Genomic DNA, 18,296 nt, shown 5'->3' with positions numbered 1-18,296 from the left:
TTTTGTTCATCGGCAGCAGCATCTTAGAAATGATGAACAGTACTAGTATGGAAGCTTGTCGTCAACTAATCAAAATTACTGGAAGATCTTATTGTACGAAAGTTTATTTTCTTTATAAGGATGTTCTTCAGACAACCACAGAGGAGGAAAGCAAGAAAGCGGTCAAAAAATGTATTTGTACGTTGGGGTTGCCAATTGGTTATGAAACGCTATTATAAGTGTGGGCCAAATATTATATACAGCATTTATTTGATTCAAAAAGTTATTATCAAAACGGTGTAAGTAACAAACGTTCACGATTCGGGAATTACTACAGTAAATGAAATTTAAATTGTAGATAACGTAAAGGTAGACGTATATCTACAATTTAAATTTGTTAAAAAACAGCAAAATGAGAATAGTGGCTTAACAAATATCATGCGAGAAATATTATGGGCAGTTGCAAGAATTGAAAAATGAATTCGATTCTTGGTTGAACGGGTTAGATGTATCTAATGAACAGATTTAATCTGGAATTTTTTATTTTTTGAACAACAATACACACCGATTTAGAGGTTTTACTCTAAGGAACATAAGAGATATAGTATATCCGCGTATGGCTATACTATGCAGTGCAAGGTTCATTAGTCATACCAAATTTATTGGTATGTTTATACCTTTCTCGTGTGAAGCACTATTAAAATTGACACTAAAATGTTAAGAGGACAGATAAAAATACAAAATGAATTATGTCAGTTGAAGATTCTTTCCAATAGAAACTAAAAAAGAATCCAAAAATTGACGAAAAAGATGGGCTAAATCCCGGTGAAAATGTCGCAGATTTTAAATGTCTATCTCTATGACATTGACATTGAAGGAAATAAAAAATACTTCGATAGACGCTAGCAATAAGCCATTATTAGTTATGACATTAGTGTTAAACATTCAAAACATTTTGGATAATAGATACAATGAAAATCCAAAATCCTTTGAAAAATCATTTTCATCCTTGACAAAAAGAAGAAATCCCGAGCGTACTAAGCAACAAAGACAAAGGACTTCAGGTTAAGGATATTCATACTCTAGTAATGGGGATTAACCAAATGTTGAAAAATCAGCCTAGTCCATTTATCAAAAATATCACATTTTGTAGCGAAGGAGCGGTCTTTTTGCTTTGTAAGAGTTATAAAGAAATTTCGATCTGGTAATTATCAGCTATGTTATGACCATGCTTAACGAGGTTGAAAGCCTTTTTATCAAGTATTGGTAGTGTAACAATTGATTAACATGCGTAAGTACGAATTAGGATTATATGAGTCTCATTAGGAAATATAACCTGGTGAATAAACTAGATTGAAAGGAATATTAAGTATGATATAATTTTCAATCTAGATACTGAAAATTGAAGAAAGGGTAATGTTTTGAATCGGTACAGTCTGAAGATGAGTAGTAATAATGAACTGCATATAAAATTTTTCCCGTGAATCGACCAAATAACTAATTGGAAGAGTATGGATTGTCCCATCACTGGACAGAGAATAATGTATTCCATAATTGATATAGCAACGTTTTCGAGTTCATCTAATCGAAACCTATCCCCGACAATAGGGGACGAGAATGTTAATAGATAACTATAAAACTTCAAGCAACGCATTAAATAGAGTGAAGAAAATTTTCTATCTATTTTTTAGTCAGCAATCTTTAGGTACAAATTAAGAATGTTTCTGCAAAAGAATATCAATCATTTACGCTTAGAATGTCGTACCATAAATGATTGGTATTCTTATTTTGTCAGAAAATAAGATCATACTGTTACAGTATGATCTGTGACTAAGAGCATTAATTTATGCTATTTTTTGAAAGAAAATGGATTGTAACAAAGCACATAGAAATAATATTCTGAGAAAAAAAGAGATACCGGAACTGCTGTCCGTTCGACAAGCTGTCCTCGGTTTTTTTGTACGTAAAATTTAAAAACAGATGCTCATCGATCCATCGGCTGAATTGCCATAAGCGAGTGATTAAATCTTTTTCATAGAATATAGAGGCATTATAGTATAAAAGCTCATTGGTAATTTTCTCTTTTATCTTTTTGTGTTTCTCCGGGGAAAATTCATTTAATAAGTGATGGGATAATAGTCATTATCTATACTTTATTCAATGCACGACTTTCCAATAATAATTCTGTCACGATCAGTATCTCTTTGGCGTCTAATTTATCCAATTTTTTTAATGTGTATTATCGATTTTTTCTTAGTAAATAAGTTCTAAATTGACAGGAGACTGTAAAAGTTGCTGTTTGATAAAAGCTAAACCATTCGTAAATTGACACTATATTTTTCTATAAGATGTATGAGCAAAAGATAATTGTAAAAATCAACAGATTTTAGAAAAGTATATCGAGATTGAAGAAAAAATTAGAAATAGCCATATTATTTATGGGAGACCCGATAGAGTAAATAGTTTGGAGGAAAATATAAATAACAGGAATATTAAAATAAGTACATCGGAATAGGCGAGTGCAAACGGCAGTATGTACAAATCAAGCTATCCTTACTCTTAAAGAAGGTAGTCAACCTACAAATTTTTCAAGAGTAGCTAATCAAGCAAAAATTTGAAAATCAACTCTTTATTCAATTCCAGAGGTGAGAGAACAGATCGCTTTTTATAGGAAGGGATGGTTCTATAAGCAAAAGCAGGACGACACTAAATCAGATTGTATGATCCACTCATTAGTAAGAAAAATTAAGTCTTTAGAGCCAAAAAATAAAGGAAAAGAACTTAAGCTTCAAATAAAAAAGATATACGGGAACCTATTCGAAGGTACAACACAAGAATAAATAGAGTTCTGGTCAAAGAAATTTTAAAGTTTCATTTTTCGAAAATTGACTAAAAATTCGTGTTCAGGATATGAAACGCCCTATTTCAGGAAGTTTTTGACCACGATTAAATTATCCATGTTATAGTCGTGAGGTTCTAAAAAAACTTTAAAAGGAGCATGTAGAGACATGCAAAATGTAAAAGAATTAAGTACGAAAGAGATAAAACAAACATCTGGTGGTGGTGCTGGTAAAAATCTTATTTATGGTATGGGCTATGGCTATTTGCGGAGTTGTAATAGGTTATAATGTTCCGTAAAATAATAAAATATGTAAGATCTGTAGTTATATTTATATTGATAGCTACACTTATGGTGCCTTTATTTATTTTTGAAGGTTCTATGCCACTAAAAATATTAAGTTTACTAGTTATCTTGTTATTAAATGTAGTTGGTATATTAGTAAAAAAAGAGCTGGGGATGAAATATTTCGGAATGGTACACTAATTAAAGAGAGGATGTTTATATTATGAATTTAAAAAAAAATAATTTAGAGTATAATTTATGCATTTTTTTAGCAGTAATTATAAATTTAGGATTATTTATTTTTTCCGAAACTATATTAAGTAAGATTTTACTATTGATTGCTATTGTTTTATTAGTTATTCCTAATTTCATGCAAAAAAAGAAGAGAAAAAACTCGTAATGAGTTTTTTCTCTTCTTTTTTAGTTGCATTTAGAGTATACATTTGCTAACCCAGCAGCCCATGCTAGTGGTCCTTTTGGGATTCCAAATAATCCCCCAGCAATTGCAGCACCACATTTTGCTCCACCTTTAGATAAGTTGTTAGGTCTATTTAACTCATTAGGCATTCTGTGATCATTTTCTCCACCGATAATTTGTTTCATCTCTTTCGTACTTAATTCTTTTACATTTTGCATATTTAAACACGTTCCTTTTAGAGTATTTTTATTACGATACTAGTGTGACATATATCTATAGCAAACAGTTAAAAACTTCCTGAAATAAGGTAATAACATTCCTGAAACCTATAAAATTCATCTGTTTTCATTTTAGATGAAGCGACAAATGGACTTGATAAACTACTAGAACATGAAATGATGGATCGCCTTTTAAATTTAGCAAATAAAACTCTTATATTTATTGTGCATCATTTATCGATTGCAAAATCTGGCGATAAAATTTTAGAATCCTATACATATATTTGCTAATGTACCTAAACTTTCCTGAAAGTCGGCACACGAAATGACAAATCTTCAGCAACTTGCTTCAGTTTTGTCATTACTTACTAAAAAGGTTTGGCAATCTCTATATTTGCTGCAAATAATCGCTTGTCAAAGGGGAGCAATCTCCCCCTTGAATTCCCCTCAAAACCCAAGCTCAATAATACAAAAGGCGGCTGGCATTTGCCAGCCGCCTTTTGTATTATTGAGCTTGTTTCCTTTTCGGTTAAATTATTGATTTGCAACAATCAATAATAAACAACTAACTACCAATACGGAATTCACTTTCTGTTATTTTTTTTAAAATAAATTAATGAATATAAGAACCAACATATATATATAGACATAGTTCCTAATAAAAAGCTCAAATAAAAACTGTCTATATATTTGACTAAAATTTTATTTAATAATTCTCCGAGTATTAATCCAATTAGAGTAATAATCCCTATAATTGAAGCTTTTTCTAATTGAAGCCATTTCTTTACAGATAATTTTTTATTCATTTAATTTTTCCTCTTAATCATTAACCATACAAATAATCCTTATAACGAGAACAAGCTTTTGACAGTTACTATGCTATTAATTTTAATTAGAGATATAAGTCTTTTACCACATTTTTATTTTCTACGTCCACCATTCCAACCTTTTTTAAATCCTGAGATTATTTGGTCTGAATGATCCCATGCATCTTTTACTAAATAGCCAAGGCCAGCAACTATAATAGGTGCTATTCCTCCTTGAATCTGTAGAAGTTCTTTTTTAGATAACTCATTATATTTTTTCATTAATATTCACTCCTACGCTTACCCTAAACTTTTCGATAAACAATATCCAGGAATTATCATGTGTTTAACAGGATGGTTTGTTATACAGTTTGCTTGTTTACCCATAAATTGTCCTACACCATACCAAAGACTATCATTAGAACCACCGATAATTTGTTTCATCTCTTTTACAGAAACTTCTTTTACATTTTGCATATTGGAACTCGCTCCTTTTATATTATTTTTATTACGATACTATCATGATATACATCTATAGCAAACAGTTAAAAACTTCCTGAAATAAGGCTTTTTCATTCCTAAAACCTATAAAATTACAATTTAATTTTATTGAATATGTTATTTTAATAACTAGTTAACATAATATGTAGTTTCTTATACGGAATAAGCATGAGTTGTCTTGTTTGTTTAGTGCTATTTAGTTTTCTTTTTTATATTTCCTAACTTACGTTTGTGTAATGTAAAAAAGAATGGGTGTTATTCATTCTGGATTATTCGAAAGAATCAGTAAATGATTATTTTCTAATCGACATGAAGCCTTTTTATGCGAGTATCGAGTGTATAGAAAGAAATTTTGATCCATTAACAACAGAACTTGTTGTTATGAGTCGCGCTGACAATACTGGTTTAGGATTGATATTAGAGCTTCTTCTCCTGAAGCAAAAAAGCGGTATGATATTACAAATGTGAGTAGACCACGTGATTTATCACAACTATTTCCTAAAACATCATACGTTGTTCCACCACGTATGAACCTATATATCAAGCGAAATATGCGGGTAAATAATATTTTCAAAAGATATGTGGCTGACGAAGATCTACTGATGTATCCAATCGATGAACCCATTTTAAAAGTGACCAGATCACTGAATATTTTTACGACTGAAGGAACAAGAAGTCAGAGAAGGAAAAAATTCGTTCAAATGATCCAAGAACGTATTAAAGAAGAATTAGGATTGATTGCTACGGTAGGTGTCGCGGAGATAATCCCCTTTGGCCAAACTCGCCTTAGACAATGAAGCGAAGCACAATGAAGGGTTTATTGCTGAATGGACGTATCAAAATGTTCCTGAGAAAGTATGGAATATTCCTAAAATGACGGTCTTTTGGGGCATAGGGTTTCGAATGAAAAAAACTCAACCAGATGGGGATCATGAGTATTAAAGACCTTGCTAACTGGAATCATTATACGATTAAGAGTAGGTTAGGTGTGATTGGCTTATAGCTGTACTTTCATGCAAATGGTATTGATCGAACTGACATAGCAAATTATTACTGAGATGATTAAAAAAACTAATTTATAAGCAATGAAAACGTTGACTTATAAAATGAAATAAAGTATATTTATTTTGTAAGAAAAGAAAAAAGAACTTGAGATAGCGACGCAGTTATCTCTAGAGTTATGTTACTGATAAATCAGGCAGAACTCAGAACTAATATCAAGTAAAGCTTTATGATCAAAAGCTTATTTGATATTGGATCTGAGTTCTTTTTTCTGGAAAGGAGAAACTAATGAAAGTTAAAAAGATTATCAATAACAATGTAGCTTTAATTGATCGGGGAGGAAATGAAGCAATTATCTATATGACAGGGATTGCTTTCAAAAAAAAAGTTGGCCAACGCATTAATGATTCCGAAATTGAAAAAACATATGTTTTAGATTCGAAAGACCGTTTAGAACATTTTAGCTATTTGTTATCGCATTCTGATGATAGACTGATTTCTATGATCAACGAGCTCGTTAGTTATGGAGAAAAGGAAATCGGTAAAAAAGCAAATGATTATCTTTATTTAGCTTTATTAGATCATCTCTCCTTCGCATTGAAACGCTCAGAAAAAGGACAATATCTTAGAAGTCCGCTCTTTTGGGAAGTTAAAAAGTTTTATCCAGTTTATTACAAAATCGGTTTGGAAGCTTTAAAAATGATGAAGAAATATTTTAATCATTCCTTTCCCACAGATGAAGCTGTTTCAATTGCCTTACACTTTGTTAATCTTCAAGAAAATCAGGTCAATTTTGATGAACAGATAGAAGATATGGAGACACTAAGAGACATGTTGAATATCATCAAATATCATTTTAGTTTATCTATTGACGAAGAGAGCATCAACTACATGAGGCTAGTGACACATTTACAGTATTTTATTGAACGATTAAGAAAAAAACAAGCATACGTTGAAAATGAATCTCAGTTATTTGAACAAGTAAAAAAACTATACCCTAAAGCATATACAGCTGTAGAAAAGATAGAAATATATGTAAAAGGAAAGTTCAACACCTATTTATCTCAAGATGAATACACTTATTTGATGATTCATGTTAATCGCGTAGCGGAAAGAGGCGACAATAATGGATAAGTATCATGATTTTAACAAACATATTATTGAACTTGTTGGAGGAAAAGAAAATATAGAGGCAGTAGTTCACTGTATGACACGGTTGCGTTTTACTCTTATCGATAAAACGAAAGCGCAAACAAATAAGCTTAAAAACTTAGACGGTGTGATTGATGTAGTTAGCAATAACGTTGCTTATCAAATCATCATAGGTACACATGTTAACGATGTATATAAAGAATTGATGACTCAATTAGAACTATCTCCCAAAACTACTTTAGAAGAGCAAAGTGGAAAAAAAAATCCAATAAAAGCAGCACTTGATGTCATATCTGAATCTATGACACCGATACTTGAACCTATTATTTGTGCTGGATTACTTGCTGCTGTTTTATCCATTGCTTCTTTAACTGGAATAATATCACCAGACAGTTCAACCTATCAGATTTTTGATGCTTTGCGGTCTGCTGTATTTTATTTTCTACCTATTTTAATGGCTATGAGCTGCGCAAAACGATTAGGAGCAAGTCCTTATTTAGCAGTAGCACTTGCTGCTACTATACTTTCAAGTTCTATCAATGATGTGAAAGGACTGGAGTTATTTGGTATTGGATTACCTCAAATTACGTATTCTAATAGTTTTATCCCTATTTTACTAGCTATCTGGTTTATGGGGTACGTAACTAAAGTAGTTAAAAGAGTTATACCTAACACACTCCAATACTTTTTAACCCCTTTGTTAGTAATGTTAATTACTTTACCAGCAACGTTATTGATTTTTGGACCTTTAGGATTTTATATGGGAGAAGGAATCATTGGATTTTTTAATCTACTGATGAAATATGTAGGTAGTTGGTTTGTCATGATGTTATACTCTGCTCTTCAACCATTTATTATAATGTTGGGCGCAGGAAACTTTATCATGCCGGTTGTAGCTTCTCTAATTGCAGCAAATGGGTATGACCCTGCATTTATATCTTCATGTACAATCTCAGATATTGCTGTTGGGGGAGCAATGCTTGGGTATTTCTTAAGAACACGGAATTTAAAACAAAAACAATTATTTGGGACAGTAACACTTTCTGCAGTACTTGGTGTGACTGAACCTGCTATCTATGGTGTCTTTGTTAAATATCGTCGACCATTTGTTGCAGTAATGATTGGAGGAGGACTTGGTGGATTATTTGCTGGTTTGACTAGTGTTAAAGCTTATTCTGTTGCTTGGGGTTTATTTGGCCTCCCAGCGTATATAGGTGAAGGAGATTTCATGAACTTCTGGTTTATGTTAGCGGCAGTCGTGATTAGTTTTGCTGGATCAGCTGTAGCTGCTTATCTCTTAGGCGTCCCTGCACAAGAAGAGGATCAGGAGACAATCAACCATATAATAGCTGAAAAAGGGAAAGATAAAAATCTGCGCACTTCTTCATTGGGTAATGTAGTAGAAGGAGAAGTGATTTCTTTAAATGAAGTTAAAGATCAAGCTTTTTCAACAGGAGCTTTAGGAAAAGGGATTGCAATCAAACCAATAGATACACATCTTTATTCTCCAGTGGATGGGGAAATCACGGTAGTTTTTCCAACGAATCATGCAATAGGTATCCAATCACAAGATGGAATTGAAATACTAATCCATATTGGGATCGATACAGTAGAGTTAGAGGGGAAATATTTTAATTTAAATATAAAACAAGGAGATAAAATTCAAAGAGGACAACTCCTTGGAACAGTAGACTTTGATAAAATACAAGAAGCTGGTTATGATACGTCTACTATTGTAGTTGTCACGAATACCGATAGCTATTTAGACGTCATTCCTTCAAATTCAGAACAAGTAATAAAGACAGATAATCTACTAAACGTCATTTTATAGAAGGTGAAAAAATGAAATTGAAAAAGAATTTTTTATGGGGTGGAAGTATTGCTGCACATCAATGTGAAGGAGCCTGGCAGGAGGGAGGAAAAGGACCAGCTATCATGGATTATGTCAGACAAGGAAGCTATCAGGTCCCACGCCAAATCGATACAATAATTTCTTCTGAAGCTACGTATCCCTCACATATGGGTATTGATTTATATCATCAATACAAGTCAGATATTCGTCTGTTTAGTGAAATGGGATTTACAGCATTAAGAATATCAATAGATTGGTCTCGTATCTTTCCTAATGGAGATGATGAGCAGCCGAATCAAGAAGGAATTATGTATTATATAGATGTGGTGGATACGTTGTTGTCTTATGACATTGAGCCAATTGTAACATTATATCACTTCGAGATGTCAAAAAATTTAGTCCAAAAGTATGGTTCATGGACTAATCGAAAAGTAATTGAACTTTATTTGAAATTTTGTCAAACTATGTTTGAATCTTTAAAAGGAAAAGTCCACTATTGGGTTACATTTAATGAAATGAATCATATTGATCCTCAAACAGAAGCTACAGATATTTTTACGTATATTATCGCAGGTTTGAAGTATTCTGAACTCGAAAATAAATCGCAGACATTGGCTGAGATCGGATACAATATGACAGTGGCTAGTTGTTCGGCAATAGTTTTAGGAAAAAAAATAGATCCAGAAAACAAGATTGGTTGCGTATTTGGAATCGAACCTGTTTATCCAGTAGATTGCAATCCAACAAATGTGATGAATGCTTTTAAACAAATGGATCGAGATTTCTATCAAATAGATGCTATGTGCACAGGAAAGTTTCCAGACTATAAAATCAATGAATATGCAGACCAAGGAATAAAGTTGACCATAACAGAGAATGATAAATATATGTTCTCTAAAGGAACACTTGATTTTATTGGTATGAACTATTATGCATCATCTGTTGCGAAGTACGAAGGAGCAGCTGAAGAAAAGAGTGCCTTATTTGGCGGTCTTCAAAACCCGTATCTTGTGACTAGTAAATGGGGATGGACCATTGATCCGACGGGTTTACGGTATCTGCTGAATTACACTTATAGAAAATATGGACTCCCTATCATAATTACAGAAAATGGATTAGGTGCCATAGATGTTTTGACAGATGATAAAAACATACATGATGAATATCGCATCGAATACTTAAAACAGCATATTCAACAAATGAAGATTGCAATTGAAGAAGATCAGGTAGATTGCTTTGGGTATCTCACGTGGGCACCCATAGATTTAGTAAGTGCTACAACAGGCGAAATGAAAAAAAGATATGGGTTTATCTATGTAGACAAAGACGATGAAGGAAATGGAACCTTAGAAAGGTACAAAAAGGACTCTTTTTATTGGTACAAAGAAGTGATTGGTTCCAATGGAGATATTTTGTAATACCTGTTTAACATAGAAGGAGTTATAGTAGTTATATTCATATAACAAGTAGTTAGCTTAGAGTAATATTACTAAAGGACCAAAGTTCTATCTTAAAAAAATAACTATCTTTAATATATAAAATCAGCAAATCATAACCACCCTTTAAAAAAGAGGGGCAGGGTGTAGACAAAAGTATCAGTCTACACTCTGAGATGTAAGAAATATCATAAGATATTTCTTACATCTTTTTGTTTTGAGCAGGACTTTAGATAATTTTATTAATATATGCTAGCACGCTTTTGTAAGAAAAAGAAAGAGGGCGTATTAGTTATGTATCTTAAAATTACGGAACAAGCACAAGAAAGATTACAAAAATATATTGATGAAGGCGCAACAGTTATATTGGATTTAGATGATGGCGTTGGGGAATATTCTAAAATGGGTGTTTGCTCTTTAGATACTAGTTTTCGTTTACTTCTTCTTGATAAAGAACAGAGAAAAAATGATTATAAACTCCAATTAGATAGTGATATTGGGGATGTTTATATAAAAGATTATTCAAAAATGTACATGGATGAACATATAACCCTTTCTTTAGATCCACGTCTAGGTGTATTTACTCTTGAAAGCCCAAGTGGTTCTTTAGACAGTCATGTTCAATTAGTAGATCTACGACCAGAAAAATTCTCTGGAATAAAACAATAACTTTCTCTCTATTGTCCATAAAACTAGTCTCAATCAAGCTGTATTGAAAAAACAAGACAACATTCTTACCATGGTAAATAAAAAGACGACACATTTTGTCGTCTTTTTTTAAATTAACTATTTTCGATAAAAGATCGCATAGCTTGTGCCATTATTTCTGGCTTTTCTCTATTCAATTCATGTTTTCCGTTTTTAATAAAGAGTAGCCGGCCATTCGTTGAAAGTTTATATAAACGTTTTGCTGCTGGTTTATTCGCATGATCTTTGGTACCGCATAAAATCAATTTAGGAAGTCGTGATGTACGAAGCTGTTTTTTGCAGTCTAATGTTTCAAGTGAACGAAGTAGGGTAAGGGTTTGTTTTTTAGATAGACCTAATTTTTCAAATATCTTAGAAGGTACGCAGTAAAAATAAATATTCTGGAAAGTAAGCAATAAGCGATTAGGAGACTCAAATTGTGGAGCGACTAAAACAACCTTTTTTAAATATGGAGAAGGAGTTGCAAGATAGTTTAAAGCAATAACAGCGCCTAAAGATAATCCACATAAAATAAAAGGTTCCTTTATCTGATTCAATTGTACTTCGATGTATTTGGTTAAGTCGTCTAAAGTAGCAGTGTCTGTGCTGTTTAAATGATTGAACAATGAAAGACTTTTGCAAGAATAACTATTGGGTAGATAAGAGATTACATCTTTCCATGATTGTTCGTCTTGGCCTAGACCATGCAAAAAAACAATTTTCATATTGCTCTCCTTTTTATAGTTATCATATAGACTTTCTTTGTACTATTAAAATATAAACATTCATTTCTTACGTCATAAAATAAAAAAACAGCGCAGACACATTGTTAAACCAACATGTTGCACTGTTTAAGGAAGCCACTTGCCGGGCTTGAACCGGCGACCTCTTCCTTACCATGGAAGCGCTCTACCAGCTGAGCTAAAGCGGCATTATCATTAATACAAATAATAGGATAACGAATATTAATGTATTTGTCAACAGAATTTTTTCGAAAAAATGTGTTTCTCTAATAGGAAAACAGATTTTAGAAAAAATAAAAATAACAAAAAATGCGAACGGTTTCTTTGATAATATAATAAAAAAATTCAAAAAAAGTATTGCGTTATTTAGAAGAAATTGATATTATATTCATGTACTTGATTCCGGCATAGCTCAGTTGGTAGTAGCGCATGACTGTTAATCATGATGTCGTAGGTTCGAGTCCTACTGCCGGAGTAAATAAAGCTTATGCAAAGAAAAAGAAATCCAATCACTTGGGTTTCTTTTTCTTTTATTATTATGATGAATCAAGCTTTCTGTTTTTGTCACGTATGTTGTAATCTTTACGAAAGAGTAGAGTTGGCTACTCATAATCAACCATACTTCCCATCATCGCTAAATACGAAATAAATCAGCATTCCTACACCAATCAAAGCACAAGCTGCACCAAGAAAAGGGATGACATTCCCAAAGTTATCTGTATTCATAAGTATGCCACCACCCACAAACAAAAAGCCGCCAGCAATCAGGTTTTTCATTTTATTCATCTCCTTTCTTACGTTATAGTATTTCCTTCTTTCAATGAGTATTTTGAAAGCTATCTTATTGTATGATGTTCTTCTAGGCCTCTTCTTTATTATACAGGCCATTTTCGTTATCTCATAGAAATATTCCTTTTTATCTGAAAACTATTGTATACCGTATGACATTTTTCTTCATGAAGTTGTAAGTATATTCTCATTCAAATGAAAATTTCATCATAGAAGAGATTGTATTTCTAAATTCTTAAGAGTAAAATACGAAGTATAACTTGGATTTGGAAGGATGATTGGATGAAAGCTATTACGCCTGATATGACAACAAAATTTAACAAACAGTTTCAAGCAAATATCAAACAGCAGGCATTGCAGCGGGCAGTTGTGAAGAACGGAATTACTGCTTCTGCTGAAAATGTTTCAGCACATGTGGAGAATACACCGGTATTTTCTATAGATTTGGCTACGGGGAAAGTGGCTAATCAAATGCAATCGGGGCGTTGCTGGATGTTTGCTGCACTGAACACATTCCGTCATAAGATGCTGAATCAATTCCATTTAAAAGAGTTTGAATTATCACAAAATTACACTTTTTTCTGGGATAAATATGAAAAGGCAAATTATTTCTATGAAAACATCATTGCAACAGGAAAAGAGGCAATCGATAGCCGGAAAGTAGCTTTCTTACTCGCTACTCCTCAACAAGATGGCGGCCAATGGGATATGATCGTTTCATTATTCCAAAAATATGGCGTTGTGCCTAAATCGGTGATGCCGGAAAGTGCGAATAGTTCAAATTCTCGAGATTTGAATAACTACTTGAACAAATTACTGCGTAAAGATGCAGTAGTGTTACGGAAAATGGTTGCTCAAGGAGAAACATTAGACGCTATTGAAGAAAAGAAAGAAGAAATGCTAGAAAGCATTTATAACTTCTTAGCTATCTCATTAGGAACACCTCCAAAAGAATTCGATTTTGAGTACCGCGATGAAGAAAAGAACTATCATCTTGACCGAGGACTGACACCACAAATTTTTTATGATAAATACATCGGTGTAAAATTAGATGATTATGTTAGCGTGATCAATGCACCAACAAAAGACAAACCATTCAATCGTTCTTATACAGTAGAGATGCTAGGAAATGTCGTTGGCGGGAAAGAAGTCAAATATCTGAATGTTGATATGGAAACTTTCAAAAAATTAGCGATTGCTCAGCTTGAAGAAGGAGAATCTGTTTGGTTTGGTTGTGATGTAGGTCAATCTTCTACTAGAACTAGTGGCATCATGGCCTTAGATGCTTATTCAATGGATGATCTATTTGATACGGATTTTACAATGACTAAAGCTGAACGTTTAGATTTTGGAGAAAGTCTGATGACCCATGCGATGGTATTGACCGGTGTTGACTTAGTAGACGGGCAATCAACAAAATGGAAAGTCGAAAATAGCTGGGGCGAAAAAGTTGGAAAGAATGGCTTCTTTGTTATGAGTGATGCCTGGATGGACGAATATACGTACCAAATCGTTGTAAGAAAAGATTTATTGACGAAAGAGCAATTAAATGCGTTCAATGAAGAACCAATTGTTCTATCTCCGTGGGATCCAATGGGTGCTTTAGCATAGACGAGTATTTCAATGAAGAGTATGTAGTAAAGATAAAAAGAGCTGGCTTAAGCCAGCTCTTTTTATCTTTAAAGTCCATTCCCTGTTTTTTATGGTCCCTGTGCTATAATTCTAAATAAAGGATAAGGATTGGAAATAATCCTTTTATCATTAAAAATATGATGACGAAGTAGAATAAAATTGGGAGTAGGGGGGAAAGTCATGGATATCCAAACTGTTTTATCTGATCTGAAATTAAATGGTAAAGTGATTCCAGTTGTTGGTGGCGATGTTAATCAGACCTATCGTATAAAAACCGAACATCGTGCTTATTTTTTAAAAATCCATCCGAATGTAAAAAAAGGATTTTTTGAAGCAGAAGTAGACGGATTAAAAGAACTGTCAGCATTCGTACGTGTACCGGATACGTATATGCTAGGTGAAACAAGTGAAGGCGCTTATTTGTTAATGGAATGGATCGAGCCGGGAAAAGGGGATCAACGAGATCTTGCTGCAGCTTTAGCTAATCTCCATCAGCAAACAGCGCCACAATTTGGTTTTCGTAAAGATAACTATTTGGGTACACTTGTTCAGAAAAATTCTTTTGAAGAAGATTGGTGGACTTTTTTCTTTAAAGATCGGCTTGAATCCCAGATTTCTTTGGCAGAAGAAACGAATCGATGGAATGTACAGCGTCAAGAAAAGTATCTGCGATTTAAAGAACGTGTATTGAAATCGGTTGAACCAAAAAAGATCACTCCACGCCTCTTGCACGGAGACCTGTGGAGTGGTAATGTGTTCTTTGACCAGCAAGGGCATCCAGTTTTTGTCGACCCAGCTGTTTCTTATGGGAATCGGGAACAAGATATTGCAATGAGCCAGTTATTCGGTGGTTTCCGACCGGAATTTTTAGATGCTTATCAAACTATATTTCCATTAGAAAAGGGATGGAAAGACCGACTGCCGATTTACCAGTTATATTATCTTTTGGCACATTTGAATATGTTTGGAGAAAGTTACGGTTCCCAAGTAGATCAATTACTAGAAAATTTTTAAGAGGAGGGCGTGTTTTTGGCAAAAAAATATACCAAAAAGCATGAAGTTTCATATTATGAGTGTGACATCAACCAAACGATGACATTTCCTTCGATGTTAGGAGTAGTTATCAAAACGTCTGAAGATCAAAGCGACCAGTTGGGAAGAGGCAGTGAATTCGTCAATAGCTTTGGACTTACTTGGGTCATCACGAATTATTCCATGGAGATTAATCGTCTCCCTAGAGTCGGTGAAGTAATCTCAGTAACGACTCAAGCCATGGAGTACAATAAGTTTTTCTGTTATCGGAACTTCTGGATCCATGATGAAGATGGGAAAGAATTAGTCAAAATAGAATCTGTTTTCGTATTGATGGATTTTGTGAATCGAAAAATGAGCAGTGTTAATGAAGAGATCATTGCTCCTTTTGAGAGTGAGAAGATCAAGAAAATCAAGCGTCAGGAAAAAATTGAAAAGATTGATTCGGGCTTCATGTTGCCATATCGTGTTCGTTTTTATGATATCGATAGTAATCAGCATGTTAATAATGCGATGTATTTTAATTGGATCATTGACGTATTAGGATATGACTTTTTGACTACGCATGTTCCAGAAAAAGTAATTATTCGATTTGATAAAGAAGTAGAGTACGGGAATGAGATCGAAAGCCATTTTGAACAAATCCCTATCGAAAATGGTGTCAAAACAAAACATGAAATCCGAATGCAAGAACAGCTGTATTGTGAAGCAAATATTATATGGAAAAATAAATAAAAAAGAGGTTGTGACAGAAGGGGGCAACTTCAAGAAATAAGAAGAAATTTACGAAAATTGTTTCTCAAATTTTTGTAAATTTTCGACTTAGTTTTCGAAGAAGCTATTTTTGTCACAGCCTCTCTTTTTAAGTTTAGCTATTAGATAATGATGTTTAGTTTTGGATAAACGAAATCAATTCTTCACCCGACAAACCATAGTTTACAGCAATCAATAGTTTTAAACGTGCTTTTTGACTATTAATACTGTTACAGAAAATAATCCCCATTTTTTCTAGTTCTTTTCCCCCGCCTTCATAATCATAAACAGGCTCTGCGATTCCATTGAAACAACGAGAAACAAGTACTACAGGGATTTTTTGGACAAGAAGCTTTTCCAAAGCAGCTAAGGCTTGTGGAGGGAGATTCCCCGCACCTAAAGCTTCGATTACCAAACCGTCTACTTTCGTATGGGCGATGGCTTCCAATAAGTCCCCTTGCATCCCAGCATATGCTTTAACGATCGGGATAGTCCCATCTACAGCGGAAATGTCCAGTCGCTTTGTTTCTAAAAGTTCCTGCAAGAATAAAATTCGATTCTTAGTTACTAAGCCGATGGGACCCAATGTAGGTGTTCGGAAAGTAGCAACATTTGTGGTATGGGTCTTTGTCACGTAGCGTGCAGAATGGATCTCATCGTTCATGACCACCAAAACCCCCTTATCTAGCGCTTCTTCACAACTTGCGACACGAATCGCACTTTCAAAATTATAAAGGCCGTCACTTCCAAGTTCATTACTTGAACGCATTGCCCCAGTCAAAACAATTGGTAATTTGTTGCCAATCGTTGTATCAAGAAAAAAAGCAGTTTCTTCTAATGTATCTGTACCGTGTGTGATCACCACTCCGGATATACCTGATGCATAAGCGGACAAGATACGTTCTTTTAATACCAACATGTGAGAAGGCATGATGTGTGGTGAGGGAAGATTGAAGATATCTTCAACTAATAATTCTACATGCTTGGGGATTGTGATTTCTGCATCTAATAATGGGTTTGCCACATCAGGACTAACACCGCCCGTGAGCATGTTTTCTTTCATGGCGATCGTTCCGCCGGTGTGTAGTACAAGTATTTTTTTCATTTTACAGACTTCCTTACGAATAATTTTGCATAGCCGTTAAATCTTATTGTATACTATATAAAAGAGTTTTGCTATCAGTGAAGAATAACGAATAGCCTAACTTATCATAAAAAAGCTGACCTTATTAAAATGGAAAAGACTCAACCTTGACCTCCTAATACAATGGAGTATCTGGTTGAGTTTCTTTTACAAGAAAGCAGCCAAGGAAATCAATCACGAAGGTGGCCGGAAATGATCAGAATCGGATTAACATCGTTTAAAGAACATGACAAATTAACTGGTAAAAAGAATAACACTCTTTATGAATATGCAGGGTTTCTACCCTTAGTGGAATTAGATACTGCCTATTATGGAATTCCCCGAAAGTCCTCAGTTGAGAATTGGATAAGTGAAGTACCTGAATCATTTCGCTTTGTAGTCAAAGTCTATCAAGGAATCAGCGGTCAAGGAGACTGGAAGCCTTATTATCAGACCGAAGAAGAGATGATTGCGCATTTTTTAGATGTTATGTCGCCAATGGTAGATGCTGGAAAGATGTTTTGCTTTTTAGTCCAATTCCCCTCATCATTCAAATGTACGAAAGAAAATGTCCAGTACTTGCGCAAACTTAGAAAGTGGTTTGAGGGTTATCCTGTTTCTATAGAATTGCGGGATTATTCTTGGTACAGCGATGAATTTCTTGAACGTACAAGAAACTTTATGTCTAGAGCCGCTTTTTCTTTAGCCATCATCGATGAGCCACAGTTGCTGAATACAACGATTCCTTTTGATCCATTTGTCACCAATCCGAACTTTGCTCTTTTTCGATTCCATGGTAGGAATGCGCAAGGATGGCAAGCAAATGATAAAGAGTGGCGTAAAAAAAGAACGTTATATCGTTATTCAGAAAAAGAACTGCAAGAACTAGCACATGAAGTCAAAGTAGTTGATTCTAAGACAAAAGAGGTAGGTGTGATTTTTAATAATAATTCTGGTGGTGATGCGGCTGAAAATGCATTAGCACTGCAAAAAATATTAAATATCAAGCCAGATGGACTCAATCCAACCCAAATGGATCTGTTTTAAGG

The 18,296-nt window shown here is 33.8% G+C and carries 16 protein-coding genes, 2 tRNA genes and 1 pseudogene; 11 read left to right on the top strand and 8 right to left on the bottom strand.

The genetic code is table 11. From position 1 onward, the window contains the following. The first annotated feature begins 29 nt into the window (after positions 1 to 29). Positions 30 to 218, top strand: a complete 189-nt coding sequence (locus tag IGL15_RS10945; RefSeq protein ID WP_002319818.1) for a hypothetical protein — start codon at positions 30 to 32, stop codon at positions 216 to 218. A 3,305-nt stretch (positions 219 to 3,523) separates the two neighbouring features. On the opposite strand, the gene IGL15_RS10940 is transcribed toward IGL15_RS10945, so the two are convergent. The 4 genes from IGL15_RS10940 to IGL15_RS10925 all read right to left on the bottom strand — a co-directional run bounded on the left by IGL15_RS10940 (position 3,524) and on the right by IGL15_RS10925 (position 5,022). Continuing rightward, positions 3,524 to 3,739 (bottom strand): bacteriocin, encoded by a 216-nt coding sequence (locus IGL15_RS10940; protein WP_002295295.1) that lies wholly within the window; start codon positions 3,737 to 3,739, stop codon positions 3,524 to 3,526. Between the two features lie 584 nt (positions 3,740 to 4,323). After that, positions 4,324 to 4,545 carry a hypothetical protein gene (locus IGL15_RS10935; RefSeq protein WP_002331254.1) on the bottom strand — a complete coding sequence of 74 codons (222 nt, stop codon included), beginning with the start codon at positions 4,543 to 4,545 and terminating at the stop codon, positions 4,324 to 4,326. 114 nt (positions 4,546 to 4,659) lie between these two features. Beyond that, the gene (locus IGL15_RS10930; protein WP_002295575.1) at positions 4,660 to 4,827 is read right to left on the bottom strand and encodes a class IIb bacteriocin, lactobin A/cerein 7B family; all 168 of its coding nucleotides are present in this window, start codon (positions 4,825 to 4,827) and stop codon (positions 4,660 to 4,662) included. An 18-nt stretch (positions 4,828 to 4,845) separates the two neighbouring features. After that, positions 4,846 to 5,022 carry a bacteriocin gene (locus IGL15_RS10925; protein WP_002298841.1) on the bottom strand — a complete coding sequence of 59 codons (177 nt, stop codon included), beginning with the start codon at positions 5,020 to 5,022 and terminating at the stop codon, positions 4,846 to 4,848. Between the two features lie 285 nt (positions 5,023 to 5,307). On the opposite strand from IGL15_RS10925, the pseudogene IGL15_RS10920 reads away from it, so the two are divergent. The 5 genes and pseudogenes from IGL15_RS10920 to IGL15_RS10900 all read left to right on the top strand — a co-directional run. Beyond that, positions 5,308 to 6,046: pseudogene (locus IGL15_RS10920) on the top strand (type VI secretion protein ImpB); the annotation flags it as partial. A gap of 290 nt (positions 6,047 to 6,336) precedes the next feature. Further along, positions 6,337 to 7,182, top strand: coding sequence for a PRD domain-containing protein (locus IGL15_RS10915; RefSeq protein ID WP_002294088.1), 846 nt, complete (start codon positions 6,337 to 6,339; stop codon positions 7,180 to 7,182). Beyond that, positions 7,175 to 9,031 carry a PTS beta-glucoside transporter subunit IIBCA gene (locus IGL15_RS10910; protein ID WP_002331253.1) on the top strand — a complete coding sequence of 619 codons (1,857 nt, stop codon included), beginning with the start codon at positions 7,175 to 7,177 and terminating at the stop codon, positions 9,029 to 9,031. Before IGL15_RS10915 ends, IGL15_RS10910 begins: the two co-directional genes overlap by 8 nt. 11 nt (positions 9,032 to 9,042) lie before the next feature. Beyond that, a complete protein-coding gene (locus tag IGL15_RS10905; protein WP_104765557.1) occupies positions 9,043 to 10,470 on the top strand; it encodes a family 1 glycosylhydrolase in 1,428 nt (475 codons plus the stop codon). 312 nt (positions 10,471 to 10,782) lie between these two features. Continuing rightward, positions 10,783 to 11,157 carry an iron-sulfur cluster biosynthesis family protein gene (locus IGL15_RS10900; RefSeq protein WP_104765558.1) on the top strand — a complete coding sequence of 125 codons (375 nt, stop codon included), beginning with the start codon at positions 10,783 to 10,785 and terminating at the stop codon, positions 11,155 to 11,157. A gap of 113 nt (positions 11,158 to 11,270) precedes the next feature. On the opposite strand, the gene IGL15_RS10895 is transcribed toward IGL15_RS10900, so the two are convergent. Next, entirely contained in the window at positions 11,271 to 11,900 is a 630-nt protein-coding gene (locus tag IGL15_RS10895) for an alpha/beta fold hydrolase (RefSeq protein ID WP_002287965.1), read from the bottom strand. Between the two features lie 133 nt (positions 11,901 to 12,033). Continuing rightward, positions 12,034 to 12,106, bottom strand: a tRNA-Thr gene (locus IGL15_RS10890). Positions 12,107 to 12,319: 213 nt separating this feature from the next. Between IGL15_RS10890 and IGL15_RS10885 the strand changes: the two genes are divergently transcribed. After that, positions 12,320 to 12,393: transfer RNA gene (locus IGL15_RS10885), tRNA-Asn, on the top strand. Between the two features lie 137 nt (positions 12,394 to 12,530). On the opposite strand, the gene IGL15_RS10880 is transcribed toward IGL15_RS10885, so the two are convergent. Then, complete coding sequence (locus IGL15_RS10880) at positions 12,531 to 12,695, bottom strand: hypothetical protein (protein ID WP_002296289.1); 165 nt, start codon at positions 12,693 to 12,695, stop codon at positions 12,531 to 12,533. A 294-nt stretch (positions 12,696 to 12,989) separates the two neighbouring features. Between IGL15_RS10880 and IGL15_RS10875 the strand changes: the two genes are divergently transcribed. The 3 genes from IGL15_RS10875 (at position 12,990) to IGL15_RS10865 (ending at position 16,106) form a co-directional block, all read left to right on the top strand. Beyond that, on the top strand, positions 12,990 to 14,318 hold the full coding sequence (locus tag IGL15_RS10875) for a C1 family peptidase (RefSeq protein ID WP_002294080.1): 1,329 nt from the start codon (positions 12,990 to 12,992) through the stop codon (positions 14,316 to 14,318). Between the two features lie 201 nt (positions 14,319 to 14,519). After that, positions 14,520 to 15,353, top strand: coding sequence for a fructosamine kinase family protein (locus IGL15_RS10870; protein WP_002287963.1), 834 nt, complete (start codon positions 14,520 to 14,522; stop codon positions 15,351 to 15,353). 15 nt (positions 15,354 to 15,368) lie between these two features. Continuing rightward, entirely contained in the window at positions 15,369 to 16,106 is a 738-nt protein-coding gene (locus tag IGL15_RS10865) for an acyl-ACP thioesterase domain-containing protein (RefSeq protein WP_002287962.1), read from the top strand. Positions 16,107 to 16,260: 154 nt separating this feature from the next. On the opposite strand, the gene IGL15_RS10860 is transcribed toward IGL15_RS10865, so the two are convergent. Then, complete coding sequence (locus tag IGL15_RS10860; RefSeq protein WP_002287961.1) at positions 16,261 to 17,229, bottom strand: asparaginase; 969 nt, start codon at positions 17,227 to 17,229, stop codon at positions 16,261 to 16,263. A gap of 231 nt (positions 17,230 to 17,460) precedes the next feature. Here IGL15_RS10860 and IGL15_RS10855 point away from each other — a divergent pair, with 231 nt between their 5' ends. After that, entirely contained in the window at positions 17,461 to 18,294 is an 834-nt protein-coding gene (locus IGL15_RS10855) for a DUF72 domain-containing protein (protein WP_002287960.1), read from the top strand. The last annotated feature ends 2 nt before the right edge of the window (positions 18,295 to 18,296 follow it).

The sequence above is a fragment of the Enterococcus sp. DIV0436a genome (assembly GCF_051711605.1).
GTDB classification, from domain to species: domain Bacteria; phylum Bacillota; class Bacilli; order Lactobacillales; family Enterococcaceae; genus Enterococcus_B; species Enterococcus_B faecium.
This window is presented reverse-complemented; position numbering and strand designations above follow the sequence as displayed.